This window comes from Nocardia sp. NBC_01377, from assembly GCF_045040005.1.
GTDB classification, from domain to species: domain Bacteria; phylum Actinomycetota; class Actinomycetes; order Mycobacteriales; family Mycobacteriaceae; genus Nocardia; species Nocardia noduli.
The window spans coordinates 3,192,235-3,211,764 of the sequence record NZ_CP109566.1 but is presented as its reverse complement, the minus strand read 5'-3'; the positions used below and the strand labels follow the sequence as shown (position 1 = coordinate 3,211,764).

General features: G+C 68.5%; 18 protein-coding genes and 2 pseudogenes. 15 read left to right on the top strand and 5 right to left on the bottom strand.

Annotated elements, in window-relative coordinates:
* The first annotated feature begins 269 nt into the window (after window positions 1-269).
* The 11 genes and pseudogenes from OG225_RS15100 (at window position 270) to OG225_RS15050 (ending at window position 11,575) form a co-directional block, all read left to right on the top strand.
* A complete protein-coding gene (locus OG225_RS15100) occupies window positions 270-1,541 on the top strand; it encodes a hypothetical protein (RefSeq protein WP_405182229.1) in 1,272 nt (423 codons plus the stop codon).
* Window positions 1,538-2,503 carry a glutamate ABC transporter substrate-binding protein gene (locus OG225_RS15095; RefSeq protein WP_405182228.1) on the top strand — a complete coding sequence of 322 codons (966 nt, stop codon included), beginning with the start codon at window positions 1,538-1,540 and terminating at the stop codon, window positions 2,501-2,503. The genes OG225_RS15100 and OG225_RS15095 overlap by 4 nt, the downstream gene beginning before the upstream one ends.
* A 1-nt stretch (window position 2,504) precedes the next feature.
* The gene (locus OG225_RS15090; protein WP_405182227.1) at window positions 2,505-3,719 is read left to right on the top strand and encodes a hypothetical protein; all 1,215 of its coding nucleotides are present in this window, start codon (window positions 2,505-2,507) and stop codon (window positions 3,717-3,719) included.
* Window positions 3,716-6,103, top strand: a complete 2,388-nt coding sequence (locus OG225_RS15085) for a tetratricopeptide repeat protein (RefSeq protein WP_405182226.1) — start codon at window positions 3,716-3,718, stop codon at window positions 6,101-6,103. Before OG225_RS15090 ends, OG225_RS15085 begins: the two co-directional genes overlap by 4 nt.
* On the top strand, window positions 6,100-7,365 hold the full coding sequence (locus OG225_RS15080; RefSeq protein ID WP_405182225.1) for a phosphatase: 1,266 nt from the start codon (window positions 6,100-6,102) through the stop codon (window positions 7,363-7,365). Before OG225_RS15085 ends, OG225_RS15080 begins: the two co-directional genes overlap by 4 nt.
* Window positions 7,366-7,387: 22 nt before the next feature.
* Entirely contained in the window at window positions 7,388-8,674 is a 1,287-nt protein-coding gene (locus OG225_RS15075; RefSeq protein WP_405182224.1) for a VWA domain-containing protein, read from the top strand.
* A 3-nt stretch (window positions 8,675-8,677) separates the two neighbouring features.
* Window positions 8,678-9,367 (top strand): FHA domain-containing protein, encoded by a 690-nt coding sequence (locus OG225_RS15070; protein ID WP_405182223.1) that lies wholly within the window; start codon window positions 8,678-8,680, stop codon window positions 9,365-9,367.
* A 101-nt stretch (window positions 9,368-9,468) separates the two neighbouring features.
* A pseudogene (locus OG225_RS15065) lies at window positions 9,469-9,888 on the top strand (FAD-dependent oxidoreductase); the annotation flags it as partial.
* Window positions 9,889-9,937: 49 nt separating this feature from the next.
* Entirely contained in the window at window positions 9,938-10,597 is a 660-nt protein-coding gene (locus OG225_RS15060; RefSeq protein WP_405183544.1) for a hypothetical protein, read from the top strand.
* Window positions 10,598-10,686: 89 nt separating this feature from the next.
* Window positions 10,687-11,178: pseudogene (locus tag OG225_RS15055) on the top strand (sodium-independent anion transporter); the annotation flags it as partial.
* Window position 11,179: 1 nt separating this feature from the next.
* Window positions 11,180-11,575: a MerR family transcriptional regulator gene (locus tag OG225_RS15050; RefSeq protein WP_405182222.1), complete on the top strand. Its 396-nt coding sequence runs from the start codon at window positions 11,180-11,182 to the stop codon at window positions 11,573-11,575.
* Between the two features lie 20 nt (window positions 11,576-11,595).
* On the opposite strand, the gene OG225_RS15045 is transcribed toward OG225_RS15050, so the two are convergent.
* From OG225_RS15045 to OG225_RS15025, 5 genes are all read right to left on the bottom strand, one after another.
* Complete coding sequence (locus OG225_RS15045; RefSeq protein WP_405182221.1) at window positions 11,596-12,597, bottom strand: glycosyltransferase family 9 protein; 1,002 nt, start codon at window positions 12,595-12,597, stop codon at window positions 11,596-11,598.
* Window positions 12,594-12,899 (bottom strand): hypothetical protein, encoded by a 306-nt coding sequence (locus OG225_RS15040; protein ID WP_405182220.1) that lies wholly within the window; start codon window positions 12,897-12,899, stop codon window positions 12,594-12,596. The genes OG225_RS15045 and OG225_RS15040 overlap by 4 nt, the downstream gene beginning before the upstream one ends.
* Before the next feature lie 364 nt (window positions 12,900-13,263).
* The gene (locus OG225_RS15035) at window positions 13,264-13,548 is read right to left on the bottom strand and encodes a hypothetical protein (protein WP_405182219.1); all 285 of its coding nucleotides are present in this window, start codon (window positions 13,546-13,548) and stop codon (window positions 13,264-13,266) included.
* A 184-nt stretch (window positions 13,549-13,732) separates the two neighbouring features.
* Window positions 13,733-14,728, bottom strand: a complete 996-nt coding sequence (locus tag OG225_RS15030; protein ID WP_405182218.1) for a CAP domain-containing protein — start codon at window positions 14,726-14,728, stop codon at window positions 13,733-13,735.
* 132 nt (window positions 14,729-14,860) lie between these two features.
* Window positions 14,861-16,075 carry a glycosyltransferase gene (locus OG225_RS15025; protein ID WP_405182217.1) on the bottom strand — a complete coding sequence of 405 codons (1,215 nt, stop codon included), beginning with the start codon at window positions 16,073-16,075 and terminating at the stop codon, window positions 14,861-14,863.
* Window positions 16,076-16,332: 257 nt separating this feature from the next.
* On the opposite strand from OG225_RS15025, the gene OG225_RS15020 reads away from it, so the two are divergent.
* The 4 genes from OG225_RS15020 (at window position 16,333) to OG225_RS15005 (ending at window position 19,445) form a co-directional block, all read left to right on the top strand.
* Window positions 16,333-16,758: an ATP-binding protein gene (locus tag OG225_RS15020; protein ID WP_405182216.1), complete on the top strand. Its 426-nt coding sequence runs from the start codon at window positions 16,333-16,335 to the stop codon at window positions 16,756-16,758.
* A gap of 3 nt (window positions 16,759-16,761) precedes the next feature.
* Window positions 16,762-17,544, top strand: a complete 783-nt coding sequence (locus tag OG225_RS15015) for an RNA polymerase sigma factor SigF (protein WP_405182215.1) — start codon at window positions 16,762-16,764, stop codon at window positions 17,542-17,544.
* 532 nt (window positions 17,545-18,076) lie between these two features.
* Window positions 18,077-18,487, top strand: coding sequence for a hypothetical protein (locus tag OG225_RS15010; protein WP_405182214.1), 411 nt, complete (start codon window positions 18,077-18,079; stop codon window positions 18,485-18,487).
* Window positions 18,488-18,731: 244 nt separating this feature from the next.
* A complete protein-coding gene (locus OG225_RS15005; protein ID WP_405182213.1) occupies window positions 18,732-19,445 on the top strand; it encodes a response regulator in 714 nt (237 codons plus the stop codon).
* Window positions 19,446-19,530 lie beyond the last annotated feature (85 nt).

Here is a 19,530-nt window from a genome sequence, read left to right as displayed (position 1 = left end):
TCACCGGGAGCGCTGAATGCACGGCCGGCCTGACATTCGGGCCGCTCTCGGTCGAAGCGGTCGCATCCGGAGTCAAGGGTGAGATCAGCGGAACATTCCGCGGCGCCCGTCTGACCCTGCGGTGAGCAGTCCGCGTGCTGTGACGAGAGACCGAGCGGTGTCAGTCGGGTGATAGGACACCGAGTACGAGGGGTATGCGCTGCAAAAGAGTGTCAGGACTCCCGTACTATCGCGGTCGGATACTCCGCCGGTGATCGAAGGGGGACGGTGTGGGACCACAGCTGCCTGCGACCATGCACCACGGTGCGGCATGGTTGCGGCGCTTCGCCGGTACGACGCCCGGTCTGATCAGCGCTCTGGTGATCGTCTCGGCGCTGTTGTGCCTGCTGGCAGGATTCACGGGGGCGAATCAGCTGGGCGGCAAGGTCTCCCGGCACGAACAGGTACTCGAACAGACCGAACCACTCGCGTTCGCCGCGCAGCGGCTTTATGTGGCGCTCTCGGCCGCCGATGCCGCCGCCGCGGAAGCGTTCCTGTCCGGTGGGATCGAGACTCCGGCGATTCGCGCCCGCTACCAGCAGGCTCTCGCCGACGCGGCGTCCGCGCTCGCCGAGGCCACCGCGGGCGCCTCCGATGCCGGGACCAGGTCGATCGTCGCGCGCATCTCCGCGGAGCTGCCGACATTCACCGGTCTGGTCGAGACCGCGCGGGCCAATAATCGACAGGGTTTCCCGGTGGGTTCGGCGTATCTGCGCGAAGCGTCGGGGTTGATGCAGGACTCGCTGTTGAAGAACGCCGAGGAGTTGAGCACCGCCAGATTCGCCGCGGTGCGCGAGGATCAGAGCCGTATCGCCGCTTTGCCGCTGACCACCGCCGGGTTGCTCCTGCTGGTGCTGCTCGCCTGCGGCGTCGGTTCGGTCCTGCTGGTGCGGCGCACCAACCGACGCGTCAACCCCGGCCTGGTCATCGCCGCGGGCGCGACCGCGCTTGCGCTGATCTGGGTGATCGCCGCCACCGTGATCGCGGCGGCGACACTGGACAACGACGAATCCGGCGCGAGCAAGGAATTCGAGACCCTTGCCCAGGCGCGGATTCTGGCGCAGCAGGCCCGCACCGACGAGACATTGCAGTTGATCACCCGCGGCGATATCGAGGCGGGGGAGAACAGTTACTCGACCCATATCCAGCAATTGCGAGAGAAGGTCGTCAGCGCGCTCGGCGCGGGTTCACCGGCGGAAACCAGCCTGGCCCAGTGGACCGAAGGGCATCGCGTGCAGGTCGAGGCCTACCGGGCGGCGAATTTCAACGCCGCGCTGGCACAGGCCATCGGAGCGAATCCGCAGAGTTCGGCGACCCGATTCGCCCTGCTGGACAAGACACTCGGCGAGGATCTCACCGATACGCGCGACGATCTGCGTGACGGTGTCAACGACGCGGGCGACGCGCTGAGTTGGAGTCCGGCGGTGACACTGCTGCTCATGGTCGGCGCCGCCGCGGCCATCGTGGTCGGTCTCTGGCCGCGGCTGAAGGAGTTTCTGTGAATCGCAGGCCTTTGCACGCCGCACTCGCCGTGGTCGCTGTGCTGATCACCGGATGCGGCGCGGGTATCTCGGCACCCGATCCGTTGCCCGCGTCCGCAGTGAATCCGATGCCGCACGAATTCGAACAGATCACGGTGCCGCCGCAGTCGGAGTCCGAATGCGACGCCGAGGCCAGTCTGCGCCCGGGCGCGCTGCCGAGTCCGGGGGCGATGCCGCAGGGTTCGACGATGGCGACGATCGTCGCCAACGGCAGGGTCCGGGTCGGCGTCGACCAGAACATCTATCTGTTCGGATTCCGCAATCCCAGCACCGGCGAGATCGAGGGTTTCGACATCGATATCGCCCGTGAGATCGCCCGCGCGCTGTTCGGTGATCCGAACAGGATCGAATTGCGGTCGGTCACCGCGGCGGAACGGCTGAGCTCGCTGCGCGAGAAGAAGGTCGATCTGATCGTGCGTAGTTTCTCGGCGACCTGCCAGCGCCGCCAGGAGGTCGACTTCTCCGCCGTCTACTACCGTGCGGCACAGCGCATCCTGGCGCCCAAGGGTTCGGGTATCCGCTCGTCGGCCGATCTGGGCGGTAAGCGTGTCTGCGTCACGAAGGGCACGACCGCGGCCGCGCCGCTTTTCGCGTTGCCGACCAGGGTGACGGTGCTCGGGGCGACCAACTGGACCGATTGCCTGGCCGCCCTGCAACAGGGATATGTCGACGCCATCAGCGGCGACGATCCGATCCTGTACGGGCTGATCGCCCAGGACCGGAATCTGGAGGTGGTCGGCGATTCGATCGGTGACGGCGCCTACGCGGTCGGCCTGGCGAAGGGCACGCCGGATCTGGTCCGCTTCGTCAACGGTGTGCTGGAACGGATCCGTCTCGACGGCACCTGGCAGCGGATCTACAACGAACGACTCGCCGTGCTCGGCACCGCCCAGACCCCGCCTACTCCCCGCTACTCGGATTGAGGTGGCCCGTGCCGCCCGCACCGGATCGGGCCCGCTGATGGTGGCGCACCGGGTACTCACCCTCGCCGAGATCGATGCCGAACTGGCCTTCCGCAGCGAGGAATTCGCCAAGATCACCTCGACGCTGCTCGAACTGGACAAGCACCGAGGTCTCACCCTGGTCCGCCGGTTCCCGCCGACCGGGCTGACCGAACGGCGCTGGGCACCGGTGCGCGAGGCACTCGACCTGATGTGGCAGGACTACGGACGGATGCGGGTCATTCTGGAATCGGCACGCGAGACGCGCGGCACGCGCTCACGGCTCGACGAGAACGTCCGCGCCGAGTTGACCCGAATGCTGCGCGGCCGCCCGCACGAGATCTCCCGTACCCCGATTCCGATGGCGCAACGTTCGCTGACCGGCCCGAGCGAATCGGTGCTGTTCGTCGGACTCGCCGATACGTTGGACCGTATGCGCCACACGTTTCCGCGCATCGCCGAATTCCTCGACGCGGTGGACACGGTGAACACCCGCGTCATGTCCGGGCTCGCGCCCATACAGGATCGGCTCGACAGGGGGGGAGTCGTACCGGGGGAACTGCCGCTGATCGAGTCCGGTGTCGCCGACCTGCTGCGGCGATCGGCCACCGACCCGCTCGCGCTCACCGCCGACGAGATCACCGCGCGCGTGGGCGCGTTGGACGCGGAGTTGCGCCGTGAATCGGCGCGTCTGTCCGAACGTGCCGCGATGGTGGCGAACTGGCCCGCCGCCGTCGCGACCACCAGAACGCAGTGGGAAACGCTGCGCGACACGACCGCGCGTGCCGCCCGCGCCCGCGCCGAGGTCGTGGCGAGGATCCGAACCGGTGCGTTGCCGCCCGCGTCGGATTCGGCCGCACCGCTCGGCGCGGAACTGGAGATGCTGGCCGTACGATCGGGCACCGCGGCGGACCTGCTGGCCCTGCGCGCGCGGATCGCGGAGGCGGCGGTGCGCGCGGCGTCCGACGTCGAGTTGTATCAGGGTCTGCTGGATCGACGCGAGGAACTGCGCGGTCGTCTGGCGGCCTATCGGGCCAAGGCGACGCGTCTCGGTGTCGGTGACGACGGTGATCTGCTGGACGCGTACGGGTCCGCCGATCGATTGTTGTCGCAACGGCCGTGTGATCTGGCGGCCGCGACCCGGGCGATCGCCGACTACCAGCAGTCGATCGGGGAGAAATCGGGGAGGAAGTCATGACCTGTGCCGAGCCCGGGTGCGCGGGCGTCGTCGGGGACGGATATTGCGTGGTCTGCGGAACCGCACCCGCTGCCACGACGTCGGTGGGTGCGCCTGCCGAATCGAGCGTGGCCGCTGTCGCCGTGACCGCTGTCGCCGGGGATGGCCGATGCGCCGAACCGAATTGCGGGGGCACGATTTCGGACGGCTACTGCGACACCTGCGGTACCGCACCCGGCCCGCCCGCGACGGCGACCGTCACCACAGCGGCCGCCCCGACCTCCAAGGCGACCGCGAGCACGCGGTCCTCGGTGCGCACCGGGCGTTCGTCGTCGTCGAAATCCAGCGCGCGCGGGCATCTGGGCGCGGGCATGGTCGACGTGCCCCGGGTTCCCCGTGTCGATCCGGTCTCGGCGATCATGGCCGATCCGCAGGTCGCCGAGTCGAAACGGTTCTGCGGCAAATGCGAACGTCCCGTCGGCCGCAGTCGTGACGGGCAACCGGGGCGTGCCGAAGGGTTCTGCCCGCACTGCGGCACCCGGTTCTCCTTCGCGCCGAAACTGTCGCGCGGTGATCTGGTCGGCGGACAGTACGAGGTCGCCGGATGTCTGGCACACGGCGGTCTGGGCTGGATCTATCTGGCCACCGACCGCAATGTCGGCAATCGCTGGGTGGTGTTGAAAGGTCTGCTCAATTCCGGGGATGTCGACGCCATGGCCGCCGCGGTCGCGGAGCGGCGCTTCCTCGCCGAGGTCGAGCACCCGAGCATCGTGAAGATCCTCAATTTCGTCGAACATCTCGGTTCGGACGGCGTCGCGGTCGGCTACATCGTGATGGAGTACGTCGGCGGCACCTCGCTCAAACAGATCCTGCGCGACCGCCGCGAACCCGATGGCGGTTCGCTGCCGCCCGCCCAGGCCATCGCCTACATCCTGGAGATGCTGCCCGCGCTGGGTTATTTGCACTCGCTCGGCCTGGCCTACTGCGATTTCAAGCCCGACAACGTCATGCAGACCGACGAGCAGTTGAAGCTGATCGATCTGGGCGCGGTGATCTCGATGGACGACGAGAGCAGCGCCATCTACGGCACCGTCGGCTACCAGGCGCCCGAGATCGCGCACACCGGACCGACCGTCGCCACCGAGGTCTACACCGTCGGGCGCACGCTGGCCGTGCTGACGATGCGAGTGCCGCAGCGGGACGGGCATTTCGGCGAGTTGCCCGGCCCGGACACCGAACCGCTGCTGGCCACCCACGATTCGCTGTACCGGCTGCTGCTGCGCGCGACCGATCCCGATCCCGAGGCCCGCTTCGCCTCGATGGAGGAACTGGCCGACCAGCTCACCGGGGTGCTGCGCGAGGTGCTGGCGGCCGAGGACGGTCGACCGCGACCAGGCATGTCGGCGTTCTTCGGGCCACCGCGCGCCGTTTTCGGCGTCGGCGGCGCGGTGCTGCCCGCCGACGTGGTCGCGGCGCTGCCGGTGCCGCTGATCGACCCCGGCGATACGGGTGCGGCACTGCTCGCGACGACCGCGGGAACCTCGCCCGCGGAACTGGAACCGGCGTTCGAAGCCGGTGTGCGCGCGGTGGTGACCGGCCGCGCGGAATCGGTGGAGATCCCGTTGCGACTGGTGCGCGCGGCGCTCGAGGTCGGTGATCCCGAGGACGCGATACGCCGGATCGACCTGCTCGCCGAAACCATGCCCGGTGACTGGCGACTGTCGTGGTACCGCGCCCAGGCGCTGCTGCTTCGCCGCGATTTCCCCGGCTGCTATACCGAATTCGATACCGTCTACCGCGCGCTGCCCGGCGAGCCCGCGCCGAAACTCGCCCTCGCCGCGGTCGCGGAACTGGCGACCGTCGCGACCGACGGTCAGGACCGCGGGGTGGGAGACGCCGGCAGGGCCACCGGTTTCTACAACACGGTGTGGCGGACCGATCGCGGTTTCGTCAGCGCGGTCTTCGGACTGGCCCGCCTGCACGGGACGGGCGGCAGGCGAGAGGACGCGGTGACCGCGCTTGATCAGGTCGAACCGGCCTCCGCGCTGTACACCGAAGCTCGAATCGCCGCGGTGGACGCGATACTGGCCGGACGCGGTGCGACCGCGTTGAACGAGGCGGTGCTGCGCGCGGCCGGGAACCGCGTGCAGCGTCTCGCGATCGATTCCAAACGTCGTGGCGCACAGGTCAGGATGCGTGTTCTCGAGGCGGCCCTGTCGTGGCTGGAGGCGGGCGGAACACCCGGCGACGATGCGCCGCTGCTCGAGGTGGGGTTGGATCGGGAAGGTGTGCGCACCGGTCTGGAACGGTGCTATCGCGATCTTGCCAGGGAGGCGGGCGACGTGTGGACTCGGATCGAATTGGTCGACCGCGCCAACGCCGTTCGGCCGAGGACGACCCTGTGAGCCCTGACCGCACCCCCGACGAGGACCGCAGCGTGCCCGACGCGCCGACGCTGCCGTTCGACTCGCCGCGCCCCGACGGCGGCGATGGCGCGGGTGGCAGGTGGGCGAAGGCAAGGGAGGAACCTCCGATCACCCGGATCCCCCCGATCGAACCGCCCGTTCCGACGACTGTCGAAAGTGCTTCCGTGAACCCGACCGCGAGTATCGAATCGAGTGCGACCACCGCGGCTCGGCCACAGGTGAGGTCGGCTCCCCGCTGTCCGGGCTGCGATTCGGTGGTCGCCGCCGCCGACCGGTTCTGCGAATCCTGCGGTCGTGAACTGGGTGCGCGCCGGATCGCGTTGCCCAGGTCCGAACCGCCGTCGGACGCCGATTGCGACAGTTGCGGCGGCGGGCTCTACGACGCCGACGGATACTGTCGCGGCTGCGGTCAACTGCGGCCACAGCCCGACCGGTTCGAAGCCGATCTGGGCGCGGTGTCGGTGGTCACGGACCGGGGTCTTTCGCATGCGCGCAACGAGGATTCGGTCGCCGCGGCCGTGGTCGACGCCGCCGACGGCGGGCCCGAGTTCACGGTGATCGCGGTCTGCGACGGGGTGTCCACCTCGGAGGATCCGCAGGCGGCCTCCGGTGCGGCGTCGCGCGCGGGGGTGGACGCCGTGCTCGCCGCTCTCGCCGAGGGGCGCACGCCCGCCGAGGCGGCGTTCGCGGGACTGGCGGGCGCGGCGCAGGCGGTGCGCGAGGTCGCGGTGCGGGAGGGGCACGCGCCCTCGTGCACGTATGTGTCGGCGATCCTGCGCGGTTACGGGACCGACACCGCGGAGATCACCGTCGCCAATGTCGGTGACAGCAGAGCGTATTGGCTCAACCAGGACGTTTCGTCCTCGGGTTCCGGGCGGGTGATCGCTTCGCAGCGGCTCACCGTCGACGATTCCTACGCGCAGGCGCTGGTGGACGCGGGCGCGATGGACGAGGAAGCGGCGATGAGGGATCCGCGTGCCCACACGCTGCTGCGGTGGCTCGGGGCCGACTCGGGGCCGAAACCGTGGTCGGACAGCTGTGTGCGGACCTTCCGCACCGGCGGCCCCGGCGTGCTGCTGTTGTGCAGCGACGGCCTGTGGAACTACCGCCCGGACGCGGCGGATCTGGCGGCGCTGACCACCGGCGCCGACCGTATGGATGTGGCCCGCCGACTGGTGGAGTTCGCGCTGCGTTGCGGCGGCAGCGACAACATCACGGTCGCGTTGGCTCCCGTTTCGTGATCGACCAGCCAGGAGAAGGACTGTGAGTTCTGTTGCGGAAAACGGCGTCTCGGTCGCCGTTGACCAGAACGAGTATTTGGCCGACGGCGCGAGCACGGTGGACGCTGTGGTCACCATCGAGACCGGCGCCGATTTCGTCACGACCGGCCGACCGCAGGAGCGCGTGGAGATCCTGATCATCGACTGCTCGGGGTCGATGGGTGTGGGCGCGAAATTCGACGGCGCCCGCACCGCGACGATGGCCGCGCTCGACGTGCTGCCCGACGGCACCCGCTTCGCGATCGTGCAGGGCACGTCGATGGCGAAGTTGATCTACCCGACCGATATGCCGTCGGTGCCCGCCAGTCGCGAGACCCGCGCGCAGGCGCGCCGTCATCTGGATCGGTTGCGTCCCAGCGGCGGCACAGCGATGGGCACGTGGCTGGGTCTGGCCAGGCAACTGGCCCGCAAGCACGAGGGCGCGATGGTGCACGCCATCCTGCTGACCGACGGCAAGAACGAGCACGAGGAACCCGCGGCGCTCGCCGCGGAGATCCAGCAGTCCGAGGGCGCGTTCACCTGCGACTGCCGTGGCGTCGGAACCGACTGGCGGGTGGAGGAGTTGCGCGCCATCGCCTCCGCTCTGCACGGCACCGTGGATATCGTCGCCGATCCCAGCCGCCTGGCGGAGGATTTCGCGGCGATGGCGCGGTCGTCGATGGCCAAGGCGATCCCGGAACTCACGCTGCGCGTGTGGACCCCGGCGGGGGCGGCCGTCCGTTTCGTGAAACAGGTCGCGCCGACGATCGAGGATCTCACCGCCCGCCGCACCGAGGCGGGCGGGCAGATCGGGGAGTACCCGTTGGGCGCGTGGGGCGCCGAGGAACGCGACTACCACGTGCAGATCCGGGTGGAACCCGCCGCGCCCGGCCGCGAGAAGTTGGCGGCGCGGGTCAGCGTGGTCGCGGGTGAGGAGGTGGTCGGTCAGGGTCTGGTGCGCGCGGTGTGGACCACCGAGACCGATCTGTCGGCCCGGATCAGCAGGCGGGTCGCCCACTACACCGGTCAGGCCGAATTGGCCCAGGCCGTGCAGGAAGGGCTGGCGGCCCGCAATTCCGGCGATGCGGAGACCGCGACCGCGAAATTGCGCCGCGCGGTGGAACTCGCGGCGGAATCGGGTAACGAGAGCACGGCCAAACTGCTGCGCGGCGTGGTGGAAGTGGACGAGCACAATGGCACGGTGCGCCTTCGCGCTTCGGTGAACGCGGCCGACGAGATGGCTCTCAATGCCCGTTCGACGAAGACGAAACGGGTCCGCAAGGAGGGGTGAGACATGGTTACCTGTCCGGACGGGCATCGCTCGCTGGCCACCGACTACTGCGATGTGTGCGGTTCGCCGATCGAGGGGGCCGCCGCCGGTGTGGCGCTGTGCCCGTCGTGCCGCCAACCCAGCGGTGGCCGGTTCTGTGAAGCGTGCGGCCACGATTCGGCGCTCGGTGTGCCCGGTGAGCCACAGCTTCCGGTCCCCGAAGCACCGCCGACGGTGGTGGGCCGGGAACCCGAACCCGCCACCGAGCCCGAGCACCCGGCCGCGACGGTGACCGAGGTCCGCCGCATCGCGTGGGTGGCGACGATCGACGCCGACCGCGACTTCTACGATCGGGTGGTGGCGCGCGAAGGTCCCGACGCGGACCGCGTCGATTTCCCGACCTACTATCCGCAGCGGCGAATCCCGTTGCGCGGCAACGATATTCTCATCGGCAAACGCAGCGTCTCGCAGGGTGTGCAACCCGATATCGATCTGGGCCTCGCGCCCGCCGACGCGGGGGTGTCGCGGACCCACGCGATGCTGCGCCTGACCCCCACGGCGCTGACGATCACCGATCTCGGTTCCACCAACGGCACCAGTCTCAACGGCAGCGACGACCTGATCCCCGCCGACACCGCGTTCCCGCTGCGCAGCGGTGACCGGATCCACCTGGGCGCGTGGACCACGATCACCCTGTCCACCGAACCCGGCTGACCCTCGCGCGGACCGTCCGCCGAGGAGCACCCGCGACCGGCTCGGAGGCCGGAGCGAACCGACCGGCCTTCTTGACGGCGTCCTCGGACGCTGCCAGCCTCATGGTGGTGACCGAACGTGCGGTGTACGACCGAGATTCTCGTATCGCGGTGATCGGTGCGGGATTCGGAGGTCTGGGTACCGCGCGTGCGCTGGCCGCCGACGGCTACCGAAATCTTGTGGTGTTCGACGCGCGTGACGAGGTGGGCGGAACGTGGAGCGCCAATCGGTACCCGGGTGTCGCCTGCGACGCACCGTCGCATGTCTACAGCTACGCGAACGGTCCGCGATACGCCTGGTCACGCCGATTCGCCGACGGCGCTCAGATCCAGCGGTACTTGCACGACTGTGTGGTCGATGCGGGACTGCTGCCGCACCTTCGACTCGGCACCCGCGTTACGACGGCATCCTGGACCGGCCGGGACTGGCTGCTGGAATTCCAGGACGGGCAGACGTCCCGTTTCGATTTCGTCGTCTGCGCGACCGGGCAACTGAGTGTGCCCGCCCTTCCGGACATTCCGGGGCTGGCCGATGCCCGGCATGCATCGGCTGTATCGGCGTGCCCCGATCCTGAGACGGCTGGTCGAGAAGACGCTGTGGCTCATGTTCGAGCTCGTCACCGCCGCGTTCTGGAAATGGCCCCGTGCCATGCGACTGTTGGAGCGTCGACACGCGACCGTGCTGGCCGACACCGTCACCGACCTGGCAACCCGCCGGGCGTTGACACCCGATTACCGGGCGGGCTGCAAACGGATCTTGATCTCGAGTACGTACCACGCCGGCTTCAACCGCGACGACGTCCGCTTGGAGACCGTACCGATCACCGCCGTCGACACCGGCGGTATCCGCACCGCCGACGATCATCACGGGGTGGACGTGATCATCTGCGGCACCGGATTCGAGACCGACACGTTCGTCGCCACGATGACGGTGACCGGCCGCGACGGGGTATCACTGCACGAGCGATGGAGTGACGGCGCGACGGCATTCCTCACCGTGTCACCCGAGGAACCGGCCGAGATGCTGGTCCGGCTGGCCACCGACGCCGAGGGCGGACGCTATTTCTATCGCGGAGCCGAGGAGACGCCGACCGAGGCCGCCCGTGACGACGAGGCCGCGGCGCGCCTGTGGATCGAAAGCGGGAAACTGCTGGCCGATCTGGGTTTCCAGCAGGCGCCCCACCCTGGGTGAGAGGTGTGCCACGGTTCGCCGATCGGGTTTGCAACCCTGCCCTCACGTGAGGGCAGGGTTGCGCTCGCTGAGCGATAGCAGCCGCGTACGGTCCGTTCCTGCTGATCCTCGTCGTCGGTCTGGGCGGGTCGGTCGCGCGGATACCGATGGGCGCGCTGGTGGCGGTGATGATCATGGTGTCGGTGGGCACGATGGACTGGCATTCCCTCGCTCCCGCGACACTGCGGCGGATGCCGATCGCCGAGACCACCGTCATGCTGGTGACCGTCGCGGTCACCGTCGTCACCCACAACCTCACCTACGGCGTCATCGTCGGCGTGCTGGTCGCCATGGTGGCCTTCGCGCATCGGGCCGCGCATTCACCGAGGTGGTCGCGGTCCACGAGCCCGACAGCGATGATGTCGGAACTCGCGTGTGCCGGGTGCGCGGGGAATTGTTCTTCGCCTCCAGCAACGACATGGTCTACCAATTCGACTACGTGGGGGATCCGGACAACATCGTGATCGACGATCGTCGGACTGAACCCGGCCTCGATGGCCCGCCACGAACGGTTGTCCGGACATCTGGCGGGCGAGCACTGATATGGGCGGCTTACTCCAGATCGGTCAGGTCGCGGAGCGAACCGAGTTGTCACCGAAGACGATTCGCCACTACGATGAGGTCGGTCTCGTACAGCCCTCGGCACGCTCGCGCGGCGGGTTCCGTCTCTACACCGAAGCCGACGTCGACCGGTTGCTGGTGATCCGTCGCATGAAACCGCTCGGATTCACCCTCGCGGAGATGAAGCGATTGCTCGACACGATAGCGGTACTCGACGACGACGCCGCGACCACCGAGCACCGGGCCGTGGCCCGCGCGGAACTGCTGATCTTCCGGGACAAGGCGTGTGAGAGCGCCGAGCGGCTCCGTCGGCAACTGGCTTACGCCGAGGAGTTCACCGACCTGCTCACCACTCGCACCGGCACCGCGCGGGCCTGATCGTCGAGCACCGGAACATCTCACCCGGGTTCGGACACATCGATCCCTTCGGTGACAGCACCCGCGTAGGCCGCTTCTCGCCGCACCCCACGCAGTTGACGTTCAGCCGCGTCGATGACCTCGATGGCGGTGATGGACAGCAGTCCCGGGTCCGGGTCGGGCGAGTGCGGGTCACCGGCGCGGCCCGACCACAGCGCGATATGGGCCATGCGCTCGGGTCGCGGGCCGGACAGGTTCGGCGGGGTGGGGCCGAAGATCAGCACCGATCGGGTGCCGAATGCCGTGGCCAGGTGGCCGACTCCGGTGTCGCCGCCGATCACCAGTGCCGCGCCCGCGACCGTGGCGGCGAGCTGGCCCAGTGTCAGTTCGCCCGCGACGACACAACTTTCGGGCAGTCCGGCGTGTTCGGCGACGTAGCGGGCCAGCGGTGCCTCGGCGGCGGTGCCGGTGACCAGGACCCGATATCCGGCACCGTGCAGATGTGCGGCGACCAGCGCGAAACGTTCGGCGGGCCAGACGCGCGCGGGCGCGGCGCCGGGGTGGATCACGACGTGGGTGCGCGTGGCGAGGGATCGCGCGGGCGGGGCGAGCGCGAGATCGGTCGGATCGGCCGGGATTCCCGCCGATTCGAGCAGCCTGCACCATCGCGCCGTCTCGTGGACGTGCGTCGGCCACAGCGGGCCGCGCACGCGGGGGAAGTCCGGGTGCCGGTAGCTGATCAGCTGGGCGGGTTCGGTGTCGAGCAGATCGGTGATCGATGCCGGTCCCGCGTCGTGCAGATTCACCGCCGAGGTGGGTGCGGGCGCGTTCCAGCGCAGATCACCGACCAGCGGTGTGGCGTGCAATTCATCGACGCAGCCGGACAATTCGACGATCGGGCGCAGCCAACCCGGTGCGGCGAGCACGAGATGATGGTGTGTGCGCGCGGCGCGGATCGCTCGCAACGCGGGCAGCGCGGTGAGCAGCCCGCCCAGGCCGCGCGTCCGCAGGATCAGGGTGACCGCCTTGGTGCGCCCGCTCATTTCGGCACCAGGATCCCGGTCAGATCCGCTTCCCGGATGGGAGTGTCGGGATTGGCCTGGGCCGAACACATCACCTGGATCGCCGCGAGGGACGCGTCGACGTACTGAGCGCTCGGCGCCGCGTCACCGTTGCTCTCCTGTTCCAGGAATTTGGTGACGGTCACCCGCCGCTTGTCCTGGTCCTGGGCGACGAATTCGCTGCACGGCGTGTCACCGCCCTTGTTGACGGCCTTCTCCGCCTCGGCGCATCCGGTGCTGCACAGCGCCACGGCGGCCGCGGCGATCAATAGGGTCGTTCTCATGTGAATCTCCTGCTGCTGCGAATGTTTCCGGGCGTCTCGGGATCAGAATCCGGCGAGTCCGGAAGCTCCAGTCGCCGATCTCGGCGCCGATCATGTCGCACAGTTGTTTCGCGGCGGCGGGAGTGATCTGATCGGTCTGCGGGAGCTGGGTGCCCGACGGTGCGGGGAAGGTGATCGACACGCTGTTGTCGCCGGGGACCGCGGGGGATTGATCGACTCCGCAGCCCGTGAGCGCGAGACCCGCGCGAGCGCGCACACCGCGAAAACCCCACCACCGGAACCGAATGATCGAATTCGGCCGTTATTCATCCGTCTATCCTTTCGGTGTTATTTCCGATCGGATACCCGGTGCCGTGATCGACAATCAGTGGCCGTGGTCGTCGAATTCCCGGTGATCTTCGTTCTTCTGGACCCGACGATGTTCGGCCCAGACGAGGAATACGCCGCCGACGAGGCACACCACGCCGACGATTCCGCCGATAACGGCCCATCCGGCGAATCCGTAACCTGCGGCGGTCAATGTCAACGCGATGGCGACGATGCCGACCGCGGCGAGGATTATGCCCGGCCAATTGCGGGTGTCCTCGATCGATTCTCCGGCGTGTGTCCGTGTGGTCCGGGTGTGGTCCGGAAAATTCTCCTCGGTCACGATGCCCTCCTCGGTGGTGGCATAGTCGAACTGGGGTCGGTCAACGGCATACCCGGAATTCCGACGGACAATCCCGGCCACCGTGCCACCGCGGGAACATTCCGTTTTCTCGTTCACGCACGAATGTGCCGCGGCCCACTGGGTGGACCGCGGCACATTCGGGGATCGATCACTCACCCGGTGATCATTTGTTCCAGACGGCGGCGACGTAGGTCTTGCTCTGCACCGTGTAGCGGTGCTCGTGCACGAGTCGGTAGCCCTGGCCGGACAGTTGGGCGGCGGTGGCGTCGAATGCCGCGACGGTGATGTCGTGGCGGGCCTGCCAGGCGCGTCCGTCGTTGCGCTCCCAGATGCCGACGAAGCGCGATGTTCCGTTGACCTCGTAGCCGCGCACCAGCGTCAGCCGGTAGCCCTGGGCCAGCAGGGTGTCGAATTCACGCTGGTAGACCGCGGAGTCCAGCCCGTGGCGGGCCTGCCACGCGCGTCCGTCGTTGCGGACCCAGGTGCTGCTGTAGCGGGGGTCGTTACCCCCGGTGACCTGGATATCGCTGATCCGGTAGCCCTGGGCGACCAGGGAGTCGAATTCGGTCTGGTGCGCAGCGCCGGTCAGGTTCGAACGGGTCACGGTCGCGGCGGGCGCCGGGGTGGGAGCTGGCGCGGCGGTGTCGGCGGCGAAGGTGACCGTCCAGTGGCGGCGTTCGCCCTGATAGATCACCGACACTCCGACCTTGTTCAGCGCGCCGTCCAGGATGATCGCGCGGTGTCCCGGCGAATTGGCCCAGAACCGCATGGCGTCGGCCGGTTCGACACCGGTGCCGTAGAAGTTGATCTCCGCGATCTTCGGCGCGTTCGTCGGGACGCCGCACTGGCCGAAACGGGTCTTGATGTCACGGCCGAGGGTGTCGACGTGATCGGCCGGGGAAACCCCGCGTGCCGCGCTGTCGTTGCTCGCCCATTCGGCGGGCCGCGCCATCACGTCGCTGTGGGTGACCGCCTTCAGGCCCGCGTCGGCGCGCATCCGGTTGATCTGGTCGAAGACGGTGCTCTCCTCACCGCGCAACGCCAGGGCGGCCTGGTCGACATCGCAGTTGGTGTACGGCGCCGCCGAGGCGGTCGGTACGGCGAGCAGTCCGGCGCCCGCGACGATGGCGAGTGCGGCGGTGATGGTCTGGATCCTCATGGTGTGTTTCCCCTGGAGTGGTGTGGTTGTTGCACTCAGGGTCCGGTGAGGTTCCAACGAGGAACCAACAGCGCGCCAACGATGCAGCGTGCGGGCACTGCACGGGCCGGAATGGGGGTTCGGCGACCCCGGTCAGCGCGCGACCGCCACGGCGTCGGCGGCGCGGTCGGGGGCCGCGCGGTGGTAGGCGTGCAGGGTGGCGGCCGCGACCCGGTCCCAGTTGTAGCCGGACCGCGCGCGATCGTCGGCGGCCGCGCCCCAGGTGTCACGCAGGGTCGGATCATCGAGCAGGGGGCGCACCGCGCGCGCGACCTCGGCGGGATCGGTGGTCTCGACCAGTCGTCCGGTTACCCCGTCCACGACGGTGTCGCGCATGCCGCCGACGGCGGTGGCCACGACCGGCGTGCGGCAGGCCATGGCCTCGAGCGGCACCAGCCCGAACGGCTCGAACCACGGCGTGCACAGCACCACGTCGGCCGAGCGGTAGAGCCGCGCCATGGCCGCGTGCGAGACCGGCCCCAATATCCGGAATCGTTCGTGCACACCGTGCTCGACCGCGACCCGGCGCAGGCGTCGTCCCTCGCCGTCGCGGTCGAGATCGTCGCCGACGGCACTACCCGCGATGACCAGTTCGGTATCGGGCAGGTCGGACAACGCCCGTATGCCGACATCGAATCCCTTACGCCGCAACAATCGACCGGCCGCGAACAGCCGATGTTTCGCGCCGCGGCTCGCTTTGCCGCCTATGCCGGAGAACTGCGCGGTGTCCACGCCGCCCGGCACCACCGAGGTCCGGAAACGGGGCAGGCCCATCCGGACCAGTTCGGCGGCCTCGTCGGAGCAGGAGGCGAGCACGTGCGCGGCGCGCAGGGCGATGAGGCGTTCGAAACGGATACGCGAGCGCGGGCTGGTGTCGGCCAATCCCTGGTGACGCCGCCGTATCGTGCCGAGTCCGTGGAAGGACACCACGACCGGTAGTCGGTGCGAGCGCGCCGCCAGTTCCGCGGCGAGCGCGGAACTCCAGTAGTGGGCGTGCACCAGGTCGGCGGGATGCAGTGACCAGTGTTTGCGCAGGAAGGTGCCCAACTCCCCGAGGTGCGGCAGGATCTGATCGCGCGACAGCGGCGCGGCCGGTCCCGCGGGCACGTGCACGACGATGTAGCCCTCGCGGGTGACCACCTCGGTCCTGGTGTGCGGATCGTCGCGACGGGTGTACACCGTCACCTGATGCCCGGCGCGCACCAGCGCCGCCGACAGCGCGGCGACGTGGACATTGCGGCCGCCCGCTTCGGGACTGCCCGGTTCGGCGAGGGGGCTGGCGTGGGCGGACACCATGGCGATTCTCACGGCTGACTCCGTTTCTGTTCGGCCCGTCCCGAGCCACGTACGGCATGTGCCGGTTATGCCCGGGGCAGGTGCCCGCAAACACCGTCGGTCCGGGCCCGCGGAACTCGGCCGGCTTGCGTCGCGGCTCGTGACCGTACGGTTTCGGTCCACACCCACCGGGTAAGCGATCTCGAGAGGAAAGCTGCGGTCACACGACTTCGGCTGCCGCCGGCAGCTCTTGACCGCCCCATACCGGCGGCGCGCGAGAGAAGGTGGTGATGGGTATGGGGGACTGGGCTTCCCGATCCTCGACGAAGACGACGACGATAGCGGTGTGCGTGCCGGCGCGGCTGGAGCAGTTGATCATGGTTCGGGCGCTCGCCGAGACCGTCTGCCTCATCGCGGATTTCGCGTTGGACGAGGTGACCGATATTCGCTTGGCACTGGACGAGGTGGCCACGACGCTCGTCCTGGACGCGGCACCGGACACAAATTTGGACTGTCGGTTCAGTTACGACGACGCCAGCATGTTCGTGCACGTGGCGGCGGTGGCGACCTCGGAGGCGGCAGTCGGCCAGGACGGATTCGGCTGGCATATCGTGCGGACGCTGACCGATTCGATCGCGGCGGTGCAGCAGCCCTACGACCACGCGATCGGCGGATACCCGACCCTCGTCGATTTCAGTTGGGTGCGCACGGGGTAGACGATGGCCGGTATTTCGAGATCTCCCGGTGACAGTTACGACAATATCGAGCCACTCTTCGAGAAGGTCACGGCCTTGGCCGCCGACGATCCGCGCCGGGCCGCCTTACGCGACGAGGTGATCCGGCGCTGCCTGCCGCTGGCCGAACATATCGCCAGGAAATTCGCCGGACGCGGGGAGATGTTCGACGATCTGCTCCAGGTCGCGCGTCTGGGCCTGGTGGAAGCGGTGGACCGGTTCGACGTCGCGCGCGGCTCGTCGTTTCTCGCCTTCGCGGTGCCCACCGTCATGGGCGAGGTCCGCAGACACTTCCGCGACCACACCTGGGCGGTACGAGTTCCGCGGCGTACCAAGGAAATCCAGCTGAGTATCGGCCCCGTCGTGGAAACCCTGACCCAACGGCTCGGGCGCGGACCGCGCGCCAGTGAGATCGCCGCCGAACTCGGGGTCGAGTTGAACGAGGTCACCCGGGCCCTGATCGCGGGCAATGCCTACCAGGCCGCTTCCATCGATGCCGTCACCGGCGACGACGACGGCACCGCGCTGCCGATGCTGGACAACCTCGGCGCCGAGGAGGCCTCGTTCCACCTGATCGAGGACTATCTCGCGGTGCGCCCGCTGATCGAGGCGCTGCCCGAGCGCGAACGCCGTGTGTTGATCATGCGATTCTTCGAATCCAAGACGCAGTCCGAGATCGCCGAATCGCTCGGCGTCTCGCAGATGCACGTCTCACGGATCCTGGCGCGAACCCTGCATTCGCTGCGCGAGCAGGCGCTGCGGGACTGAACCGGCTCGGCCCGCGTCCGGTCCGGCCCCGCACCGGGGTCAGTGCAGATCCGGTGGCGTCGGGTCGGTCGGTCCCGGCACCGGAGGCGGCGGCCGATCGGGATTCGGGTTCGGTCCGGGCACCGGCGGCAAGGGCCTGCCCGGTTCGGGCCTCGGATGGGGGACCGGTTCGGGCACCGGCGGCACCGGAGACGGATCCGGTTGCGGCGGAAAGGGTTCCGGTGACGGAATCGGGTCGGGTTCGGGGATCGGCGGTACCGGGTCCGGGGAGGGCCCCGGTGGTGTCGGATCCGGGATCGGCGGCGCCGGTTCCGGTCGATCACCGGGATTCGGGTCGGAACTGTGCATAGCGATCATGTGTCGCGGGTACCCGGTCGTTCATGGGCAAACCACAGGAAGCCCCCGGTTCCCCGTTCCGAACTCCCTTACACCGCGGCTCAGGTCACAGTCGACGCCGAGTTTGTCCGCGTATGCCATCGGGTACGCCGTCACCAACCGGATATCCGTCGTTCAGCGCTCAGAAGGGGTCGTCATGAACTATCAGCGACGACCGAGCTCCCGGCAACCGATTCCCGCGCCGGGCCGTTCACGGTCGCTCCCCGCCAGCCAGGAACTCGATTCGCTCGGAGACAGACCTCGGTACGTCCAGAGACCACCGCGCACCGTCCCGACCCTGGTCACCCGGGATCACGAGGTCATCCGCCGCTGGGCCGAACAGCGCGGCGCGCGACCGGCCACCATGCCGGGCAGCGAATACAACGGCCACCTGGGTGTGCTGCGTTTCGATTTCCCCGGCTATGGCGGCGCGGTGCTGCGCCCGGTGGACTGGGAAGAATGGTTCGCCACCTTCGACGAACGTCGACTCGAGTTCCGCTACCAGGATCAGCGTGCCGACGGCAGCCGAAGCAATTTCAACCGCCTGGAGAGTCCGCCGGAACAGTAGCGCCCCGGGTACCCGTAACCACCCGCCCCCACCTCGGACGTGGGGGCGGTGTCGTGTCCGTAGGGCGTCGACCAGCGACGACAGGTGATGTTTGTGTCTCGGATGTGCGGGTATTCCGTGGGTTGGCCGGTTGGGCCGGAAGGCGGAAATGTCGCGTCGGCACACGGATGCGGTTCTCCGCACCGGGTCGCGCGTCCGCGTGTCTGTATGGGATGAGGTCGAGGGTGCGCAGCGAGGTGTGGTCATGACGGCGAATCTGATGATCGTGGACGACGACGCCGAGGTACGCGAAGCGTTACGACTGGCGATGGAGGACGAGGGCTACGACGTGTCCGAGGCCGAGGAGGCCGAGGACGCGCTGACCCGTCTGCGCAGCAACGGCGCGCCCGACGTGATGATCGTGGAGTTGATGCTCGGCGACATGGACGGCTTCGACTGCATCCGCGAGATCCGCCGGGACCACGACGTGCCGATCATCGTCGTCAGCACGCGCGACGACACCCACGACGTGGTGGCGGCGCTGGAAGCGGGCGCCGACGACTACGTCACCAAACCGTTCGAGATCAAGGAGATCTCCGCGCGGATGCGCGCGTTGCGCAGGCGCGCCCGGCTGACCGCCGAACGGGAATCCGCGGGCCGGGAGTTGCTGCTGGACGGTCACCCGGACGCCCCGCTGATCCTGGATCGCGACGGCGGCGCGGTGCGCCGAGGCGAGGAGGAGATCCGCCTCACCATCACCGAATTCCGATTGTTGTGCGAACTCGCGGAAACGCCGGGCCGGGTACTGAGTCGTCCGGTACTGCTCGAACGCATATGGGACGACAATTTCTTCGGCGACGAACGCATCGTCGATGTCCATATGCGACGGCTGCGCACCAAGATCGAGCGCGACCCGTCCGCACCGTCCATTGTCGTCACCGTGCGCGGTCTCGGGTACCGACTCGATATTCGCCGCTGATATTCCCGTCGCCCGCGAACCTCGTTTCAAACGTCGTACGTGTCACAAAAAACGGCCTACTGCCTGCGGTTGTGTTCCGGTCGTA